This window comes from Bradyrhizobium tropiciagri, from assembly GCF_001189845.1.
GTDB classification, from domain to species: Bacteria; Pseudomonadota; Alphaproteobacteria; order Rhizobiales; family Xanthobacteraceae; genus Bradyrhizobium; species Bradyrhizobium tropiciagri.
The window spans coordinates 21,255-40,246 of sequence record NZ_LFLZ01000029.1 but is presented as its reverse complement, the minus strand read 5'-3'; the positions used below and the strand labels follow the sequence as shown (position 1 = coordinate 40,246).

At 65.2% G+C, this 18,992-nt stretch carries 15 protein-coding genes and 1 pseudogene; 5 read left to right on the top strand and 11 right to left on the bottom strand.

Annotated elements, in window-relative coordinates; all coding sequences use genetic code 11:
- Window positions 1–27: 27 nt before the first annotated feature.
- Window positions 28–447, bottom strand: coding sequence for a muconolactone Delta-isomerase family protein (locus tag AKN84_RS22775; protein WP_193399676.1), 420 nt, complete (start codon window positions 445–447; stop codon window positions 28–30).
- A 123-nt stretch (window positions 448–570) separates the two neighbouring features.
- Between AKN84_RS22775 and AKN84_RS22770 the strand changes: the two genes are divergently transcribed.
- Entirely contained in the window at window positions 571–1,491 is a 921-nt protein-coding gene (locus tag AKN84_RS22770; protein ID WP_050422841.1) for a LysR family transcriptional regulator, read from the top strand.
- A 361-nt stretch (window positions 1,492–1,852) separates the two neighbouring features.
- Here the strand turns inward: AKN84_RS22770 and AKN84_RS22765 are convergent, their stop codons facing one another.
- The 3 genes and pseudogenes from AKN84_RS22765 to AKN84_RS22755 form a co-directional block, all read right to left on the bottom strand.
- Complete coding sequence (locus AKN84_RS22765) at window positions 1,853–2,650, bottom strand: fumarylacetoacetate hydrolase family protein (protein ID WP_050422840.1); 798 nt, start codon at window positions 2,648–2,650, stop codon at window positions 1,853–1,855.
- 12 nt (window positions 2,651–2,662) lie between these two features.
- Window positions 2,663–4,026, bottom strand: a pseudogene (locus AKN84_RS22760) (LLM class flavin-dependent oxidoreductase).
- 24 nt (window positions 4,027–4,050) lie between these two features.
- Entirely contained in the window at window positions 4,051–5,103 is a 1,053-nt protein-coding gene (locus tag AKN84_RS22755; protein ID WP_050422839.1) for an Ldh family oxidoreductase, read from the bottom strand.
- Window positions 5,104–5,505: 402 nt separating this feature from the next.
- On the opposite strand from AKN84_RS22755, the gene AKN84_RS22750 reads away from it, so the two are divergent.
- A complete protein-coding gene (locus AKN84_RS22750) occupies window positions 5,506–9,612 on the top strand; it encodes a bifunctional diguanylate cyclase/phosphodiesterase (protein ID WP_050422838.1) in 4,107 nt (1,368 codons plus the stop codon).
- Here the strand turns inward: AKN84_RS22750 and AKN84_RS22745 are convergent.
- Window positions 9,586–9,873, bottom strand: a complete 288-nt coding sequence (locus AKN84_RS22745; protein WP_244485404.1) for a hypothetical protein — start codon at window positions 9,871–9,873, stop codon at window positions 9,586–9,588. The two genes, AKN84_RS22750 and AKN84_RS22745, sit on opposite strands and share 27 nt — an antisense overlap.
- Before the next feature lie 124 nt (window positions 9,874–9,997).
- Window positions 9,998–10,468: a cupin domain-containing protein gene (locus AKN84_RS22740; RefSeq protein WP_244485402.1), complete on the bottom strand. Its 471-nt coding sequence runs from the start codon at window positions 10,466–10,468 to the stop codon at window positions 9,998–10,000.
- A 219-nt stretch (window positions 10,469–10,687) separates the two neighbouring features.
- Here AKN84_RS22740 and AKN84_RS22735 point away from each other — a divergent pair, with 219 nt between their 5' ends.
- On the top strand, window positions 10,688–11,287 hold the full coding sequence (locus AKN84_RS22735; protein ID WP_050422836.1) for a 3-keto-disaccharide hydrolase: 600 nt from the start codon (window positions 10,688–10,690) through the stop codon (window positions 11,285–11,287).
- A 60-nt stretch (window positions 11,288–11,347) separates the two neighbouring features.
- Here the strand turns inward: AKN84_RS22735 and AKN84_RS22730 are convergent, their stop codons facing one another.
- Window positions 11,348–12,850 carry a hypothetical protein gene (locus AKN84_RS22730; protein WP_244485400.1) on the bottom strand — a complete coding sequence of 501 codons (1,503 nt, stop codon included), beginning with the start codon at window positions 12,848–12,850 and terminating at the stop codon, window positions 11,348–11,350.
- Between the two features lie 94 nt (window positions 12,851–12,944).
- Window positions 12,945–14,054: a glycoside hydrolase family 5 protein gene (locus AKN84_RS22725; RefSeq protein ID WP_050422835.1), complete on the bottom strand. Its 1,110-nt coding sequence runs from the start codon at window positions 14,052–14,054 to the stop codon at window positions 12,945–12,947.
- A 387-nt stretch (window positions 14,055–14,441) separates the two neighbouring features.
- Between AKN84_RS22725 and AKN84_RS22720 the strand changes: the two genes are divergently transcribed.
- On the top strand, window positions 14,442–15,257 hold the full coding sequence (locus tag AKN84_RS22720; protein WP_244485399.1) for a cupin-like domain-containing protein: 816 nt from the start codon (window positions 14,442–14,444) through the stop codon (window positions 15,255–15,257).
- A 64-nt stretch (window positions 15,258–15,321) separates the two neighbouring features.
- Here the strand turns inward: AKN84_RS22720 and AKN84_RS22715 are convergent, their stop codons facing one another.
- The 3 genes from AKN84_RS22715 to AKN84_RS22705 form a co-directional block, all read right to left on the bottom strand.
- Window positions 15,322–16,269 (bottom strand): DUF5996 family protein, encoded by a 948-nt coding sequence (locus tag AKN84_RS22715; RefSeq protein WP_050422834.1) that lies wholly within the window; start codon window positions 16,267–16,269, stop codon window positions 15,322–15,324.
- Window positions 16,270–16,464: 195 nt separating this feature from the next.
- Complete coding sequence (wrbA, locus tag AKN84_RS22710; protein WP_050422833.1) at window positions 16,465–17,064, bottom strand: NAD(P)H:quinone oxidoreductase; 600 nt, start codon at window positions 17,062–17,064, stop codon at window positions 16,465–16,467.
- 88 nt (window positions 17,065–17,152) lie between these two features.
- Complete coding sequence (locus AKN84_RS22705) at window positions 17,153–17,851, bottom strand: pirin family protein (protein ID WP_050422832.1); 699 nt, start codon at window positions 17,849–17,851, stop codon at window positions 17,153–17,155.
- Window positions 17,852–17,977: 126 nt separating this feature from the next.
- Between AKN84_RS22705 and AKN84_RS22700 the strand changes: the two genes are divergently transcribed.
- Window positions 17,978–18,892 carry a LysR family transcriptional regulator gene (locus AKN84_RS22700; protein WP_050422831.1) on the top strand — a complete coding sequence of 305 codons (915 nt, stop codon included), beginning with the start codon at window positions 17,978–17,980 and terminating at the stop codon, window positions 18,890–18,892.
- The last annotated feature ends 100 nt before the right edge of the window (window positions 18,893–18,992 follow it).

Genomic DNA, 18,992 nt, shown 5'->3' with positions numbered 1-18,992 from the left:
TCGATCGGGTTCGGCCTCGGCTTGCGCTCAGGACTTGCCGACCAGCAGGCGGAGCGGCAGCAGCGGGCCGACCGCGATGTAGTCGTGGTCCATGATGTCAAGCTTGGACAGCGGCAGGCCTTCCATGATCGTGTGCGCCTCGGCGGTGTCCTTCGCGTCGAGCAAAAAGACGACGCCGCGCCCGTCGGCCCGCGAATACCATTCGCGCACCTTGCCATTGAGATAGAGCTGCACGGTCTGGCGGATTTCATCCGGCATCACGGCCATCACCTGTTCGCGGGTGACGTCCGCCTTGACGGTCAGGATGACGATCACGCCGGTGGTTATCGTGTGGATGGCTTGAGCTTGTCCTTGAGCTTGGGCTTGGGCAGGGGAGGGAGCGGTCATGGTGGTGGCGCCTGTCAAAGTGAGGGTGAGGGCGAGGATTGTGTGACGGATCGTTTTCATCGGTCGCAGGTCTCCGTTCACGGCTGACGTCGTGATGTTGCGTCGATCAGCGCGCGTCGCGCTGTCGCTTCCGATCTAGGGCGGCTTTCCGTGGGCGACTATTCGCGATAATGTTGACGGGCCATGAAGCAGAACTTCACAGTCCGGCAGGGGGCGCTCGACGGCGTGGAGGCGTTCCTCAGCGTCGCCCAGCATCGCAGCTTTCGCCGTGCGGCGACCGAGCTCGCGGTCACACCGTCGGCGATCAGCCAGGCGGTGCGCGCGCTCGAGGCGCGCCTCGGCGCCGTGCTGTTCATCCGCACCACCCGCAGCGTCGGCCTCACCGAAGCCGGCGAACGCTTCCTGGCGCGCGCAAGGCCCGCGTTCGAGGAACTGGTGGCCGCAAGCGGCGCCGCGCGCGAACTCGGGCAGAAGCCGGCCGGGCTGCTGCGGCTCACCGTGCCGCGCTCGGTGGTGCCGATCCTGCTCGAGCCGCTGATCGCCTCATTCTGCAAGGCCTATCCCGAGATTGAAGTCGAGCTCGCCGCCAGCGAGGAGTTGGTCGACCTCGCCGCCGGCGGCTTCGATGCCGGCATCCGGATGGGCCAATTCATCAACCCCGACATGGTCGCGGTGCGCCTGACCAAGCCGTTTCCTTTCGCCATCGTCGGCAGCCCGGACTATCTCGCGCGCCGCGGCCGGCCGAAGCGTCCGGACGATCTGCGCGATCACGCCTGCCTGCGGCTGCGGCGATCGAACGGCGGGCTGGCGCCATGGTCGCTGAACGACAACGGCCGTTCGATCGAGCTTTCCGTATCGGGATCCTTCATCGGCCATGATTTCCCGACGCTGGTCGGTGCGGCGATCGAAGGTGTCGGATTGGCGCAGGTGCCCGCGCCGCTCGTCACCGGCGCCGTGAGGGAGAAGAAGCTCGTCCGCGTGCTGGAGCCATTCGCGCCGACGACGCCGGGCGTGTTTCTCTACTATCCCGGCCACCGCCAAATCATGCCGAAGCTGCGCGCCTTCATCGATCACGTGAAGAGCAGGCCGGGGGCGGTGCGGTGAGGGCGCTGCGGTCAAGAACGCGAAGCTGTATCCCCATCTTCAACTGTCATCGCCCGGCTCGATCGGGCGATCCAGTACGCCGCGGCCTCTCCGCTCAAGCACGGACGTCTCTGGAATACTGGATCACCCGCTTTCGCGGGTGATGACACCGCGTTGTTTGGCGAGTGATTCGAAAAAAAACTCAATGTCGTCCCGGCGAAGGCCGGGACCCATTACCACGAATGTGAATTATTGCGCGACGCCGTGGCCACAGCGCGCTTCAACAACACAACCCCGTGGTTATGGGTCCTGGCTTTCGCCAGGACGACACCGAGGACGAGGCACGCGTGCCGACAACAGCGGGGAGGTCGAGCTACCCGCCTCACACCTTCTCGTTCACGAACCTGTTGCGCAATGTCCCGATGCCGGTGATGTCGATCTCCACCACGTCGCCGTCCTTCAAATCCGGCGAGGCGCCGTCAGTGCCCATCCAGATCACATCGCCGGGCGACAGTGTGAAGTATTTGGTCAGCTCGACCAGGAAGGGCACGATGCCGAAGATCATCTCGTTGGTGCGGAAGCGGCCGGTCTCCTTGCCGTTGACGCGGATCGCGGTCTCCATCCGGTCGAGATCGACGTCGGTCTCGATCCATGGCCCCATCGGCTTGAAGGTGTCGGCGTTCTTGGCACGCCACAGCCCGCGGTCGGCCTTCTGCCAGCTGCGTTCGGAGACGTCGTTGCCGATCGTGCAGCCGAACACGCAGTCCATCGCGTTGGCTTCGGTCAGGTGCTTGGCGGTCTTGCCGATCACGACGACGAGCTCGCCCTCGTAATGGATCTTCTCGGTCGCGCATGCCGGGATCACGACATCCTCGTCATGGGCGATCAGCGCGTTCTGCGCGCGGTAGCCGATCTCGGGCCGATCGGGCACGTTCGGCACCGTGCCGGCCTTATCGGCGGCTTCCTTGAGGTGTTTCAGATAGTTCAGCCCGACGCAGTAGAAGGTGCGCGGGATCAGCGGCAGCTCGATCTTGACGTCCTTCAAGGCGTGGGTCTTCGCGGTCTTGCTCCATTCGCCGAACGGATCGCCGTTGACGGTGGTGACAATGTCGCCCTCGACGAGACCCCAAGAAGCGGTGCTTGCGGTATTGCCTGCGGCGGTGAATTTCAGCCAGCGCATGATGATGTCCCTCTATTCAGCAGCCTGCGCGCGGGTCTTCCAGGCGCCGGCAGCCGGACGCTTCAGCCCGAGATTTTCCCGCAGCGTCGTGCCGGCATAGTCCTTATGGAATAGCCCGCGCTTCTGCAGCTCCGGCACCACGTGATTGACGAAGTGGCGTAGGAGCCGGGCACATAGCTCGCCGCGACGACGAAGCCGTCGCAGCCGCGATTGACGAACATTTCCTCCAGCCGGTCGGCGATCTCCTTCGGGCCGCCGACCATCGCGTCCTGCACCTGGCCGCGGCCGGAGAAGGTGATGAAGTCGCGGGTCGACGGATTGGTCTTGCCGGAGGTGCGCAGCACGCCGTCGCGGATGCCGAGCATGCCTTGCATGCCCTGCAGCTCCTCTGTCGTGAGCGGCTCGTCGATCCCCTTGGCGCCGAAATCGAAGTTGAGGCCTTCGGCGAGCAGCGACAGCGCGTCGATCTCGAGCGGCAGCTTCTGGATCACCGCCATCCGGTCCTCGGCCTCGGCCTTGGTCGCGCCGGTGACCGGCGTGATCAGGTTGCAGAGGAACATCTGGTCGGGATCGCGGCCGGCCTTGGCGGCTTCGCCCCGGATCGCGTCATAGCCCTGCTTGGCATTGGCGAGGTTGCGCGCCGCGGTGAAGATCACCTCGCCCCAGCGGCCGGCAAAACGCTGGCCGCGGCCGGATGCGCCGGCCTGGATCACAACGGGATGGCCTTGCGCCGAGCGCGGCACCGTGAACGGGCCGCGCGAGGTAAAGAACTGTCCCTTGTGGTCGAGCCGCTTCACCTTGCTCGGATCGGCGAAGCGGCCGCTTGTCTTGTCGATCACCAGCGAGCCGTCTTCCCAGGCGTCCCAGTGGCCGAGCACCACCTCCATGAACTCGTCGGCACGGTCGTAGCGGAGATCGTGCTCGAGATGCTGCTCGCGGCCCATGTTGAGCGCTTCGCCGTCATTGACCGAGGTCACCACGTTCCAGGCGGCGCGGCCGTTCGTCATCAGGTCGAGCGTCGCAAAGCGGCGGGCGACGTCGAACGGCTCGAAATAGGTGGTGGACGCGGTCGAGGCGAGGCCCAGCTTGGTGGTCACCATGCCCATCGTGGTCAGCACCACGATCGGGTCCATCTTCACGCAGCGGATGCCGTATTCGACGGTGTGGGCGTGATCGTTGCCGTAGCGGTCGGGCATTGCGAGGCGATCGTCGAAGAACGCCATGTGGAACTTGCCGCGCTCCAGGATGCGCGCGATCTCCTGGTAGTAATCCGCGGACATTGAGTCATCGCGCGACTCCGGGTGGCGCCAGGAGCTCGGCAGGTTGGTGCAGTTCTGCGCCTGCAAAAAGCCAACCAGCGCCATTTGCCGTGTCATGTCGTTCTCCTGTGCTCGGATGGTTCAGCGAAGATCGAGCTGGTCGGTCAGCTTGTAGTCGGCGGCGAGCGCCTTCAGCTTGTCCCAGGTCGCATCCTCGATCTCGATGCCGTTCTTGCGCCGCTCGGCTTCGCGCAGATGTTCGATCTCGCCCGGATAGAACACGCCGCGGCTGCCTTCCGAGGGCGGCGTCGATTTCAGATAGCGGGCGAAGTCGGCGACTTCGCGTCTGAAATCCTTGAGCGGGCGGAACGCGGCGACGTTGAACACCGCCATGAAGCAGCCGTCATTGTGACGGCCGGTCGGCTCGACGCCGAAACCGAGGCCGGTCAACAGACCGCACAGCACCTCGACCATCGCGGCAAGGCCCGAGCCCTTGTAGCCTTCGCTGCCGCCGAGCGGCAGCAGCGCGCCGCCCTTGCGGTAATCCCTGGGGTCGGTGGTGTCACGCCCCTCGGCATCGATGATCCAGCCCTTCGGGATCTGCTCGCCGCGCGCCACCGCGAGCTGGATCTTGCCCGCCGCAACCGCCGAGGTCGCCATGTCGAGATAGAACGGCGCCTCGAGATCGGACGGCACCGCAATCGACAGCGGGTTGGTGCCGAGCCGGGCCTCGCGGCCGCCGAACGGCGCGACATGCTTCGGCGAGCGGCCGGAATCCGCGGCCGCGATCCCGATCATGCCCTCGCGCATCGCCATCATCGGATAATGCGCGAGGCGCCCGACATGGCTCTGCCGGAACACAGTGCAGGCCGCGACATTGGCGGTCTTCGCCTTGTTGATGGTCATCTCCATCGCCTTGGCGTTGACGTGGAAGCCGAACCCCCAATGACCGTCGATCACGGTCGTGGTCGGCGTCTCCTGCACGACGGTCCATTTCGCGCCGGGCACGATGTGGCCGGCCTTGATCCGGTCGATATAGGTCGGGATCGCGATCACGCCGTGGGAGTCATGGCCGGCGAGGTTGGCATTGACGCAGCCGGAGGCGACGGCGCTCGCCTCCTCCTCCGATGCGCCGGCGCCCTTCAGCAGCGCCGCGCCGATGCGCGTGAGACGGTCGGCCTGGACGATCGGCATGGGATTTTCCTCGCGGTCGGCCCGCGTGATGCGCGGGTCTTGCTTGCTGTTGTCGGCGTCATGCTCTCAAAGCGCCGAGGTGCGAGCAAGGGCAGAAAATCCGGTCCGCCATACCGCCAGCAGGGTGCTCGCGGCCATGTTTTCACGGAGTGGAACGGGCACGGTCGCGATGCGGAATTTGGTGGCTCGGACGGCCCTAGTAGGCCCGGGATCCGGGCCCCGCAATCCCTCGCTTCAGGCTGGCACACCGGCGTCCGTAATATCCCGGAAAACGGCCGTCCGCGTTCGTCAGCCGTTTACTTTGTCGTGCAACTTGCCGGATACGCTAACCACCACTTAGGCCTATCGCGGGCAAGCTTCCGCCCCAGATTGAAGGGGGTGGCCCCGGGGCCTTCAGGAATCGTGCAGTCGAGCATCGGACGTACATTCGCGGCGTTGAATGCCACCAACGAAGCGATCCTGTACGCGAAATCACCAGAAGAACTGTACGGAAAGGTCTGCGAAGCCGCGTTCTCGAGCGGGAGCTTCCTGGCCACGACTGTCTTTTTGCTGGAGCCGGATACCGGTCTGCTGACTTTCGCAGCCGGTTGCGGCGACGATGTCGCGCGCCTGCGCAGCATCAGGATCTCCGCGATCGCCAACACCCCGGAAGGGGAGGGCGTCGCCGGCCGCGCGTTCCGCGATCAGAGCGCCAATGTCAGCAACGACTATGTCAACGACGCCCGTTCGGCGGCCTGGCGCAGCGGCCTCGCGGCGGCCGGCGTCGGCGCGGCGGCGGCGATGCCGCTGGTCTGTGGCGGGCGCAGCGTCGGCGTCTTCATGGTGACCCGGCGCGAGGTCGACTCGCTCGGCGAGGAGATCGTATCGCTGCTGGCGCGCATGGCGGCGAACGTGTCCTACGCGCTCGACAATTTCGACCATGAGGCGTCACGCAAGAGCGGCGAGCGGGCGATGCGCCGGCTCAACCGCATGTTCGGCGCCATCAGCGCAACCAACGAGGCCATCCTTCGCGCCAAGACCGAGCACGATCTCTATCAGCGGGTGTGCGATGCCGCGGTGTTCAGCGGAAAATCCTTCGCTACCGTGGTGCTGCTGGCCGAGCCTGACACGCACTGGCTGGAGCCCGTCGCCGGCACCGGCGAGGCGATCGACCTGATCACGCAGACGCGCTTCTCGACCGATCCGGACAATCTCTACGGCAAGGGGATCTGCGGCGAAGCGTTCCGCACCCAGCGGCCGTGCGTCGAGCACGATATCCCGATATCGGCGAGCCCCTCTCAGAAGCAGGCCGGTGGCAGCGGCCTGATGGCTTGCGTCGCGCTGCCGCTCACCCGATTCGGCAGGAGCATCGGCGTCCTGATCTTCTTCACCGGCAATTCCTGGGCCCGCGACGAGGAGATCATCGCGCTGCTTGCGGGGATCGCCGAGAACGTCTCGGTTGCGCTCGACAATTTCGGCCGCGCCACCGAGAAGGCCAGGGCCGACGCCGAGCGCGAGCGGCTGTCGCGGATGTTCGCGGCGCTGAGCGCGACCAATGAGGCGATCATGCGGGCGCGGTCGCGGCTCGAGATGTTCGAGCTGGTCTGCGCCGCGGCGGCGCATGGCGGCGGGTTCAACTCCACCAGCATCCTGATCGCGAAGCCCGGCGACGATTTCATGGAGATGATGGCGGTCGCAGGTCCAACCGCCGAGAATGCACGCCGGCTCAACGTCTCGCGCAGCGAGGCGCGACCCGAGGGGCGTGGCGTCTGCGGCCGGGCGTTCCGTTCCCGGCGCGCCTGCATCAACAACGATTTCATGGGCGATGTCGCCAACAGTCCGTTCCGCGAAGTCATCGACCGCGAGGATGCGCGGTCGGGCGCGGCATTTCCGTTGATCGTCGACGATGAGCCGGTCGGCGTGATGCTGTTCATCTCCGCCAAGCGCAACACCTTCTCGGCCGAGTTCGCCGAGCTGCTGCAACGGCTCGCCGACAACGTCTCCTATGCGCTCGGCAGTTTCGATCGCGCCGACGAGAAGGCGCGCACCGAGGAGCAGAAAGAACGGCTGAGGCGGATGTTCGCGGCGCTGAGCGCGACCAACGAAGCGATCATGCGGGCGAAATCCCGCAGCGAGCTGTTCGATCTGGTCTGCGATGCCGCGGCGGTCGGCGGTCAGTTCATCTCGGCCACGATCCGCCTGGTGCGCCCGGGCGAGGTCTTCCTGGATAACGTGGCGGCTTCCGGCCCCGACCGGGTACGCGCCCGCGAAGTCCAGCTGTCGGCCGATGCGACGCGCCCGGAGGGACAGACGCTGACCGGCGTTGCGATCCGCACCCGCAGGCCTTGCATCAGCAACGATTATCTCAGCGACTTCGGCCCTGAATCGCATGTCTATCCGGTCGTTCGCGACAGCGGCAGCAAGTCCGGCGCGGCCCTGCCGCTGCTCAAGAACGGCGAGGCGATCGGCGCGCTGGTGTTCCTCTCCAGCGAGTTCGGCACCTTCAGTCCGGAGATGATGGCGCTGTTGCAGCGGCTCGCCGAGAACGTGTCGTTTGCGCTCGCCAATTTCGACCGCGCTGACGAGAAGGCGCGGGCCGATGAGCAGAAGGAGCGGCTGTCGCGGATGTTCGCGGCGCTGAGCGCGACCAATGAGGCGATCATGCGGGCGAAGTCCCGCGCTGAATTGTATCAACTGGTCAGCGAGGCGGCCGCGACCGGTGGCAAGTTCACGTCGACCACCATCGCGATGGCGCAGGGCGGCAGCGACTATCTCAGGATCGTCGCGATCGCGGGCCCTGCAGCAGAGGGCGCGAGCCAGGTGACGCTCTCGGTCAACGAGGCGCACCCGGAGGGGCGCGGCGCCTGCGGCAGGGCGTTCCGGTCGGGCAAGGCCTGCATCATCAACGACTATTTTGCCGATACCGAGACTGCCGCTTTTCATGAGCGGGCCCGCCTCGACGGGACAAAGTCCGGCGCCTCGTTTCCGCTGATCGTCAGCGGCCGGGTGGTCGGCGTCATGATCTTCGTCGCGATCGAGAAGGACACCTTCACGCCGGAGTTCGCCGAGCTGTTGCAGCGGCTCGCCGACAATCTGGCATTCGCGCTCGAAAGCTTCGATCGTGCCGACGAGAAGCACAAGGCCGACGAGCGCATCGAATACCTTGCCTCGCACGACAGCCTGACCAATCTGCCGAACCGTGAGACGTTCAACGAGATGCTGCGTCACGCGATTTCGGCGGCGGATCGCCATCGCCGGCAGCTCGCGGTGCTGTTCATCGATCTCGATCGCTTCAAGATCATCAACGATTCGCTCGGCCACGACGCCGGCGACATGCTGCTGGTGGCGATCGCCGAGCGGTTGCGCGGCTCGCTCCGCGCGAGCGACGTGGTGGCGCGGCTCGGTGGCGACGAGTTCGTGGTCATCCTGGAGGAAACCGCCGAACGGGGCGACGTCGAGCGCATTGCCGGGGATCTCCTGATCTCGCTCAGCCAGCCGCTGACGATCAGCGGGCATGAGTGCCACACCACGGCCTCGATCGGGATTGCGATGTATCCGACCGACGGCTCCGACGTGCAGACGCTGACCAAGAATGCCGACATGGCGATGTATCTTGCCAAGGAGGACGGCAAGAACGGCTTCCGCTTCTTCTCCAACGAAGTCAAGGCGCAGTCGATCGAGCGCCTGACGATGGAGAGCGCGCTGCGCCGCGCGCTGGAACGCGAGCAGTTCTCGCTCGAGTATCAGCCCAAGGTCGACATGGCGAATGGGCAGATCAGCGGCGTCGAGGCATTGCTGCGCTGGACCCATCCCGAGCTCGGCAAGGTGTCGCCGGGGCAGTTCATCCCGCTCGCCGAGGAAATCGGCCTGATCGTGCCGATCGGCCGCTGGGTGCTGAAGGAAGCCTGCGCACAGAACATGGCGTGGCAGCACCGCGGCCTCAAGGCGGTGACCATGGCGGTCAACCTCTCGCCGCGGCAGTTCGGCGATCCTAATCTGCTCGACGACATCGACGAAGCGCTGGCGGCGAGCGGCATGTCGCCGGCGCTGCTGCAGCTCGAGGTCACTGAAAGCATGGTGATGCGCAACGTGACGCGGGCGGTCCGCGTGCTCGACGCGATCCAGAACCGCGGCATTCGCCTCGCGATCGACGATTTCGGCACCGGCTATTCGTCGATGTCGCTGATGAAGCAGTTCCCGATCGACACCATCAAGATCGATCGTTCCTTCGTGCGCGATTTGCCCGATGATTCCGAGGACGTCGCGATCGCGCAGGCGATCATCAGCATGGGCAAGGCGCTCGGCATGACCATCGTGGCCGAGGGCGTCGAGACCTCCGAGCAGCAGGAGTTCCTGCGCGCGCATGCCTGCGACGAGATGCAGGGCTTCCTGTTCAGCCGGCCGCTGCCGCCGCGCGATCTTGCCGAGCTGCTGAAGGCGTCGACGTCGCCCTCGTTGCAGCCTTCGCTGGAGGACGAGGCGATCGGCGAGGCCGGACCGGATCTAGGGCGGAAACGCGCTGTCGTCTGACGGCTGCACCGGCAGGTCGCGGACGTCGGAATCGGTGGATGCGACCTTGCGCGAGAAATCATAGGGCCAGGGCAGCGTGGTCTGACCGGCCAGTGTCTGGCGCAGCACGCGCGTGCCGTCGGCAAAGCTCGCGCCGTCAGGCAGGCGGAGCTGGCGGCACCAGTTCGACGGCAGCGGGCCGACGGCATCGCGCAACTCGAATGCCGGTCCCCACCACCACGCCGGCGCGGCGGCCGTTCCGGTTCGGGAATGGCGCGCCATCGCGCGAACTCGTCGGCGATGCGGGCAAATTGCAGCTTGGCGGCGGGATGCATCGAAACCCCTTGCTTAGGGCTGCGATGATAGCATCGCCCCCACGGCGCGCAACGCAGCCATCGGCCTCCGGCTATTTCTGCTCCACTTCCGTCGCGGTGGCCGGGCCTTCGCCCATGATCAGCAGCACGGCATCCTCGTCCTTGGCACCGTCCCAGTGCACCTGCTTGCCGAAATGGGTGACGAAGCTTCCGGCCGGCATCGCCACCGTGCCGTGATCGGGATCGAATTTCGGACCCGAGCCCACCCACCAGGTGCCTTTCAGCACGACGATGTAGCGATCGTTGGGATGGAAGTGCGGACGGCTGAAGTGATTGCCCTTGGTCCATTTGGTGTAGACCATGTAGAAGCCCGGCTTCGACGGATCGCCGACCACGACGGCATTCTGCGCGCCGCGCGCGTCGACCTGGCTCCAGGGAATCTGGTCCGGCAGCTTGTAGGTGACGGCGGCCGGATTGAGCTCGGCCGCGGAGCTGGCGCTCAGCGTGCCGGCAAACAGCAGCGGCGTCATCAGGTGTCGCCAGGACCGGCTCGACGCCGTCATCGTATCCTCCGAGTTCCGTGTGCTCGGGCAACTGCTGCGCCCGTATGTCGCATGATGCTAGTCGCTCTCGCTTGCGCCGGACAAGACGCGTCCATGCATGTCTGACCTCAAGATTGCGTCAGCGCCGCGTGACACAACGCAGTTGCAATATCAAAAACGCATTTACGTCGCGGCTGACGATGATAGGTTGCGCGCCAACCAAAAGACGGGAGGACAACCTTGAAGAAGCATCTGTCGATACTGGCGGCGGGACTTGTGATCGGTGCGGCCGCGCTGCAATTCTCCACCACCGCATCGGGGGACGACGGCTGGGTCACGCTGCTCGACAGCACCAAGAAGGGCGACTGGGACGAGGTCGGCAAGGCCAATTGGGCGATGAAGGACGGCGCGCTGGTCGCCGACAAGCTCGACGGCAAGGATCTCTCCTATCTCGTCAGCAAGACCCAATACAAGGATTTCCAGATCCGCGCCGAGTTCTGGACCGACGAGGACGCCAATAGCGGCGTCTTCATCCGTTGCGAAGGCAACAAGACGATCGACTCCAAGGTCTGCTACGAGGTCAACATCTTCGACAAGCGGCCGGACCCGACCTACGGCACCGGCGCGATCGTCGACGTCGGCAAGGTCGATCCGATGCCGAAGGCGGCCGGCAAGTGGAATGTCTACGAGATCACGGCGCAGGGACCGCATTTCGTCGTGACGCTGAACGGCCAGAAGACCGTCGACGCGCAGGACTCCAAGCACGCCAGCGGCTACGTCGCGCTCCAGTATGGTTCGGGCGTGGTCAAATTCCGCAAGGTGCAGATCAAACCGCTCTGACGGCGCAAGGTCGAGAGGGCCCGGTCCGACGCGGCCGGGCTTCCTGCCGCGTGGCGTATGCTATCGGCCGGCGGCCTTTGGATCGTCGCCTTGCGTGCGCAAATGATGGCCGATCACGAGCCCAGTCAGGCACAGCAACAGCCCGAGCGCCGGCGGCGCAAACAGCGCCTCTTCCTGGAAGATGCCGTTCACCAGCACGACCATCGTGCCGAACGCGGCGAGCCCTTGGATGAGGATTCCGGACGAGGCGTAGAGGCGCCAGGCCTTCAGCGCCATCGCAAAGAAAAAGCCGAGCGGCACCAGTGCGCCGATGCCCATCTGGTAGAGCAGCACGCCGACCGCGCTTTCCACCGCGCCGTCCATGGTGCCGGCCGCCTGCGCGGCGTTCCAGTCGATCGAGAAATAGCCTTCGGAAAGATTGCCGCCGACGCCGAGCCCGCGGCCGATCGGGTTCTGCCGGAATCCGTCCCAGCCGCCCATGAAGCCGATCACGTGGAAGTCGCCGATCTGGAGGCCGATATAGATCGCAACGATCGCGTAACCCGCGAGTCCGACCAGCGCGACGGCAAGCGTGATGGTCGCGCCGAGCAGCCAGGTCGAGGTCCATGCCAAGGCAACGAAGATCACCAGGATGAGCGCGCCCTTCACGCTGCAGCAGATCAGCAGCGGGATCGCGGCCAGCGCCAGCCAGCGATATCCGACCGCGAACAAGAACAGGATGGAGAAGGCGATCCCGTAGCCGAAGCTGATCGGGCTCATGTTCGGTCCGAAGATGCGCATCATCGACGAAAGGCCGAGTTCCTCGAACAGCGGGCTGTTGAGAAAGCTGAAGCGGAAGCGGTCGATCAGATCCACCGGGACGTTGCCGGTTTGGCGCATCTCGGCCTCCCAGGCTCCTGAGCGGGTCGCCTTCAGCTCGTCGAAATGCCAGAATGTGTAGCCATTGGTGATGGTGAGCCAGAAATCGCGGAACATCAGTTCGACATATCCGCAGACGATCAGCAGCGCTGCGACGGCCACCAGGAACGGCGTGACGCGGATCTCGAAGCTTGCGGCGGTCAGCAGCGACAGCTGAAACAGAAAGATCGGAAACGCGATGTTGCGCAGATAGACGAGGGCCGCATGCGAATCCTGCGTGGCGCCGAGCAGGAAATACCCCGTCACAACCGCGAGGGTCATCAGCCCCCATTTCATGATCCGGTCGACGTCAGTGGAATGCTTGCGCTCGCGCAGCACATACAGTGCCAGCGTCACCAGCCACATGACGGCGCATATGAGGAAATTGTAGCCCTTGACGAAATCCATCTCCTGCTCGGTCGTCATGTAGGATGACAGGATCGAGACGAACAGGTTCTGGAAGAAGATGATGAAGACGGCAATCGACGGCGCGTAGGCCGGTGCCGCGAGCACGATGGCGCAGCCGATCAGGCTTTCGACGACGATCGCGAGCCCGGCGTTGGCCGCCTGCATGATTGGCGCGAAGGCGATCGATGCCACGGCGATGCCGAGCGCCGGAAGCAAGTCGCCGGCCAACAGCGGCCGCGGGGCTATCTCTGCTTGCACAGGCTCTGACCTAAGATGACCGGACGTGTGGGCACACCACACCGCATCGTCGATCTAGCCGTGCATTGTGTAAAAACGGGTTAACCAGACCGCGCTAGCGGGTTCCGAGCAGCGCCTTGAGCACCCCTTGGTCGGCCTTGCCGGTGACGGCGTCGGCCAGGCCAAAGCCCTGTGACATTTCCCAATGTGTCCAGCCCCAGCATTGCTGCCGGGCGTAAGCCGTGACGCCGGCGAGCCAGCGCAACCGGCTGTCGCGCGGCGCACCGGCCTTGAGCACCCCGAACTCATTGATAATGATCGGACGGGAATATTGCCGCTGCCAGGCGGCTGCGGGTTCGAGCCATTTGTCGATGCCGCGGTCGGGGATGGCACGATCGACCATCGCGAGCGCCTTGGGCCTGTTCAGCACGGTCAGCTGTTCCCGCAGCTGTTGCACCCTGGGATCGTCGGCGCGGGCCGGATAGGGCAATCCGACGACATCGTGCAGCGGCTCGTTCGGATCCCAATGAGCCTGATGGGTGAACACCATCGGATCGTAGAAGTGGATGGCATAGACGACGTTCGGATCGTCGAGTGGCTTAAAGTCGGGCAGCGAATCCGCGCGCTGCCAGTTGACCGGGCCCGTGATCAGCGTGGTTTGCGGCAGCAATTGGCGAATGAAGCCGGCCAGCTCCCGGGCTTCGCCTTGCCATTGCGCGGCATCGACCTCAGGCTCGTTCAGGAGTTCCGCAAACACCCGATCGGACGGGTAGCGCTGGATGATCCGCGCCAGCTCGCGCCAGGCGCTCTTCATTTCGGTCATCGCGCCCTGCGGATCGTCCTTGTGCAGCGCGTTGAAGTACCGGCCCGAATGCAGGTCGATCGACACCGCATAGCCGAGCCCGAGCAGGGTCTTCAGCGCGCTATCGACGGTTTGCAGGCGGGCGTCGATGTCTGCCTGCGTGGCGAAGCGCGGCATGATGAAGTCGGCAGGCACCGGCAGCCGGATGTGGGTCAGGCCGGCCTTGCGCAGCTCGAGCAGCAGGCCGCGCGGCGGCGCCGAGCGCGGATCGGCAATCCAGCCGTCGGCATTGACGCCGCGCGACAGCGCCTCGAGCCGGTCGGCGGGAACGCCGTCGATCAAGGCCGGGCAGGCCCGCGCGGCGACGGACAGCAATATGGATGCGGCGGCGACGATGGCGGGGATCGACGATAGCCGGGCCATTGGACGATCAACTCGCGATCATGTTGCAGCGGCGACGTGGTTCAGTCATTCGGTCCTGTCGGCCATGGCGGCCGGCTCCGGGAACGTCGCGGTTAGCCATATCGGCGAGACATTAGCGTTGCGTAACCCCGCGCGCATACGCGACGGCACCGTTCTTGCCAATCCGTGCTCAAGAGCAGCCCGCTCGTCCCGGAACGGGACATCGGTTGAAGCGAAATGGCGCAGCCGCCAGGAGCGCGACCATGACGACAGGCAGGATCTTCACGAATTGGGATGACAACCATTCCAGGCTCTGGAGCCGTCGGCCGATCCGGCTCGAGCATACCGTGCACCAGCAGCCGGCGTTCTCGATGGACGATCTCGCGAAGCTGATCGAGCACTATCCGCGTGAGCATTACAGCCTGGTCAAGACCGGCGCCAAGGGATCGAGCCGGGTCTGGCGCGAAGGGCGAGATCGGCAGGCTGCGCGGCCATCAGGTGATCGGGGCGATTTCGCGCGGCGGCCTGTGGCTGAACCTGCGCAACGTCACCGCGATCGACCGCCGCTACCGCGACATGATCGAGCGGATGTTCGGCGAGATCGCGGCCAGGGTTCCCGGCTTCGACGCGCCGACCCATCAGGCCGGCATCGTGATTTCGTCGCCCGATGCGCAGGTCTACTACCACGCCGATCTGCCGGGCCAGGGCCTGGTCCAGATCGCCGGCCGCAAACGGGTCTACATCTATCCCAATACGCAGCCGTTCATCCGGCCCGAGCATCTGGAGAACATCGCGCTGTTCGACGTCGAGGTCGATATCCCCTACGAGCCCTGGTACGACTGGCATGCGCAGGTGATCGATCTCGAGCCCGGCCAGATGCTGAACTGGCCGCTCAATGCGCCGCATCGCGTCGAGAACCTCGACACCGTCAACATCTCGATGACGATCTCCTATGTGAACGACGACATCCGCCGCACCCGGATCCTGCATCTCGCCAACGGCATGCTGCGTCATCGCTTCGGCTACGCGCCGCGCAGCCGCAGCATCCGCGGTCCGGTCTTCTTCGCAAAGCGGGTGATGCAGAAGCTGCTGCGTGACGGCAAATCGGTGAAGCGGGAACGCGCCGTGCGGCGGACGATCGACTTCCGCCTCGACGAGAGCGATCTCGGCAAGATCGTCGACCTGCCCAAAGAACCGCCCAAGGCGGCGCTGGCGGCGGCGTAAGCGAACTTGCCGGTTGCAGGTGCTGGAATGACGGTGTTGACGACACCGGTTGGGAAATTCGGGACTAGAGCGCTCTGACCACGCCCGGCTGGCCCGGTGCGCATTCCAGCGCAGCACGGTCCCAGTTCGCGTTGATGGCTGCTGCCTCATAGCTCGATTGCAGGAATTCGAGCAGCACCTTGTCCGGGTCTGCGGCCGCCCGCACGGCGTCGTAGGGCAGGATGAATTCGCCGAGTGCCTCGCTGAAGAATGCCGCGCCGGGTCGCACCGGCGTGCTGCGATAGCCCGCGGGTTCTGGATAGGCGTAGGAATAGAAAGCCGGATAATCGATCGCGCCGCCGCCCGGCCAGAAGCCGGCGCTGCTGACCTCGTGCGAATAGGCCTCGTGCGCCACCGCGTCGGGCAGATGGGGCACGCCGCCGGGATGTTGCGGTGCCGTTCTGCCGGAAAAGCGCGTCACCGCGAGATCAAAGCTGCCCCAGAAGAAATGCACCGGGCTCGCCTTGCCGAGAAAGCCGGTCCGGAATTGCTTGAACACGCGATCGCAGTTCACGAGGATCTGGTGAAACCGGCGCACCGCATCGGCGTCATACGACGCATGCTGCGTATCCTGCGAAAACGGGATCGGGTCGGTGACTTCGTTCGGTATCTCGTCGATGGCGACGTCGATTCCGAGGCCCTTCAGATTGGTCATGGTCGCCGCGTAGAAGCTCGCGACCGATTGGCCGGCCAGCGCGAATTGCCGCTCGGTGCCGTCGCTGGTCGAGATCCGGAGCACATGATCCATGAAGTCGAAGTCGATCTGGAACGTGCGGTCGCCGTCGGGGATCGGCGAGGTCGTCAGCCCGCGCGCCGTGACGTAGAGCGTGACGTGCCAGGAGTGATTGAGCCAAGGCGACTTCGCCAGCCGGATCTTGCCGGCGATCTGGGTGAAGAGCTGGAGCGTGGCACAGCTGTCGCGCCACGCCGCGGTCGGCAGTTCCGGCCAGCGGGTCTTCTGTGTGTTGGTCATGGCAAACCTCGTGGCTGCGCCGACAGGAAGTCTTGCGGCATATCACGAAAATGGTCCCGATGATCTCGGGAACCGTCGCTTCCAAAAGATGCAGATAGGGCGGCAATCGCCAGGGAGTGCCGCCCTATCGCGTGGCCGTTAAGCCAGGCGTGATACCCAACCGTAAAGTTCAGCCGCGCTGCTTAGCCGTGAAGTTTAGCCGTGTAGTTTCCTGGCGGCCTCCGCGACCGCGCGGCCCTGATAGCGGGCGCCGGCGAGTTCGTTCTCGCTCGGCTGGCGGCTGCCGTCGCCGCCGGTGATGGTGGTCGCGCCATAGGGCGCGCCGCCGGTGACCTCGTCGAGCTTCATCTGGCCGGCAAAGCCGTAGTTCAGGCCGACCACCGTCATGCCGAAATGCAAGAGGTTGGTGATGATCGAGAACAGCGTCGTCTCCTGGCCGCCATGCTGGGTCGCGCTCGAGGTGAAGGCGGCGCCGACCTTGCCGTTCAGCGCACCCCTGGCCCAGAGCCCGCCGGCCTGGTCGAGGAAGTTGGCCATCTGCGAGGCCATGCGGCCGAAACGGGTGCCGGTGCCGACGATGATCGCGTCATAGTTGGCGAGGTCGTCGATTGTGGCGATCGGCGCGGCCTGGTCGAGCTTGTAGTACGACGCCTTGGCGACCTCGGCCGGCACGAGCTCGGGCACGCGCTTGATGTCGACAGTGGCGCCGACTTCGCGGGCGCCTTCCGCAACGGCATTCGCCATCGCTTCGATGTGACCGTAGGCGGAGTAATAGAGAACGAGAACCTTGGCCATGATGGCCTCCTTTTGAGGTTGGGTAGAGGGAGATGTCTTGAGGGGGAGCAAGCGCGGACGTCTGTCCGCGCTTGCAGAGTGAAGGTGATCAGGCCGCGTCGACCAGCACGAGCTCGGCATCCTCGAGCGCGGTGATCTTCAGCGTCGCTTCATCGCGGATCGCGGCGCCGTCGCGCGCATTGACGCGCACGCCGTTGACCTCGACGCTGCCGGCCGCCGGCACCAGATAGAGGTGACGGGCCTTGTCGGCGGCGTATTCCGCGCTTTCGCCGGCCTTCAGCGTGGTGGCGAGCACCCGCGCATTGGCCCGGATCGGCAGCGCGTCATCGTCGCCGTCGATGCCGGAGGCGATGGTGACGAGCCTGCCGGAGCGGTTCGACTTCGGGAACGGCTTCGATCCCCAGGTCGGCTGACCGCCCTGCGTCGTCGGCTCGATCCAGATCTGGAAGATCTTGGTCTTGGACGGCTCCAGATTGTACTCGGAGTGACGGATGCCGCTGCCGGCGCTCATCACCTGCACGTCGCCGGCTTCGGTGCGTCCCTTGTTGCCGAGCGAGTCCTGGTGCGTGATCGCGCCTTCGCGAACATAGGTGATGATTTCCATGTTGGCATGCGGATGCGCCGGGAAGCCGGAGTTGGGCGCGATCTCGTCGTCGTTCCACACCCGCAGCGCGCCGTGGCTGACATTGGCGGGATCGTAGTAGCTCGCAAACGAGAAGTGGTGCTTGGCCTTCAGCCAGCCGTGGTCGGCACCGCCCAGCTTTGCGAATGGTTTCAGTTCGATCATGGTTTACTCCGTTCGATGCGTTGGTTTCGATCTCGTTGGCTCTTGGATATGCCTTCGGCTGTGGTATAGAAATAGAAACTATTGAAACTCATTGTTTCCAATATTGAGCAACGGGGACAGCTGACCATGTCGAAACTGCCGGACTTCGAGGCGCTCGCGATCTTCGCAAAAGTCGTGGAATTGCGGTCCTTTGCCGCCGCTGCGACCGAGCTCTCGCTGTCCAAGGCCACGGTCTCAAAGGCAGTCAGCCGGCTTGAGGAGCGGCTCGGCGCGCGGCTGTTCAACCGCACCTCGCGGCGGCTGGCGCTGACCGACGCCGGCCAGAAATTGTCGGAGCGTGCCGCGCGGCTATTGGCCGACGGCGAAGCCGCCGAGAACGAGGCGCTGGCGCAATCGACCACGCCGCGCGGCCTGGTACGGCTCGCGGTGCCGATGAGTTTCGGCATCAAGACCGTGGCGCCGCTGCTGCCGGAATTCATGGAGGCCTATCCGGAGGTCGCGATCGATCTGCATCTCAGCGACGCGACCGTCGATCTGATCGGCGAAGGCTTTGATGCCGGCCTGCGCATCGCGCGGCTGCCGGATTCCTCGCTGATCGCGCGGCGGCTGTGCGGCATGCCGCGCTACACGGTGGCGGCGCCGTCCTACCTGAAGCGCAACGGCCGGCCGACCCATCCGATGCATCTCGCCGAGCACAAATGCTTCGGCTACGCCTACCTCTCGACCCAGGGCGTCTGGCACTACACCAACGCGTCGGGCGAGCAGGCGAGCGTGCGCCCGGCCGGCCAGCTGCGCGTCAACAATGGCGAGGCCGTAATGCCGGCCCTGATTGCCGGCCTCGGCATCGCCGATCTGCCCGACTTCATCGTCGGCGATGCGATCGCGCGCGGCGAGGTCGAGGTGATCCTGAAAGGCTGGAAGCAGCCCGAGGGCGCCGTGCATCTCGTCACCCCGCCCGGCGGCCCGCGGCCCGCCCGCGTCGAGGTGCTGGCGGATTTCCTCGCCAAGCATTTCGCCAAGGGCCGCGCGCAGCGCAAGTAGAGAGCCGCGCGCAGCGCAAGTAGCGGGCCGCGCGCAGCGAAAAATAACGGAGCGCACGCTGCGGAAGCGGAAGCCCTCGCGCGGGCGAGGCCGAAGGCCG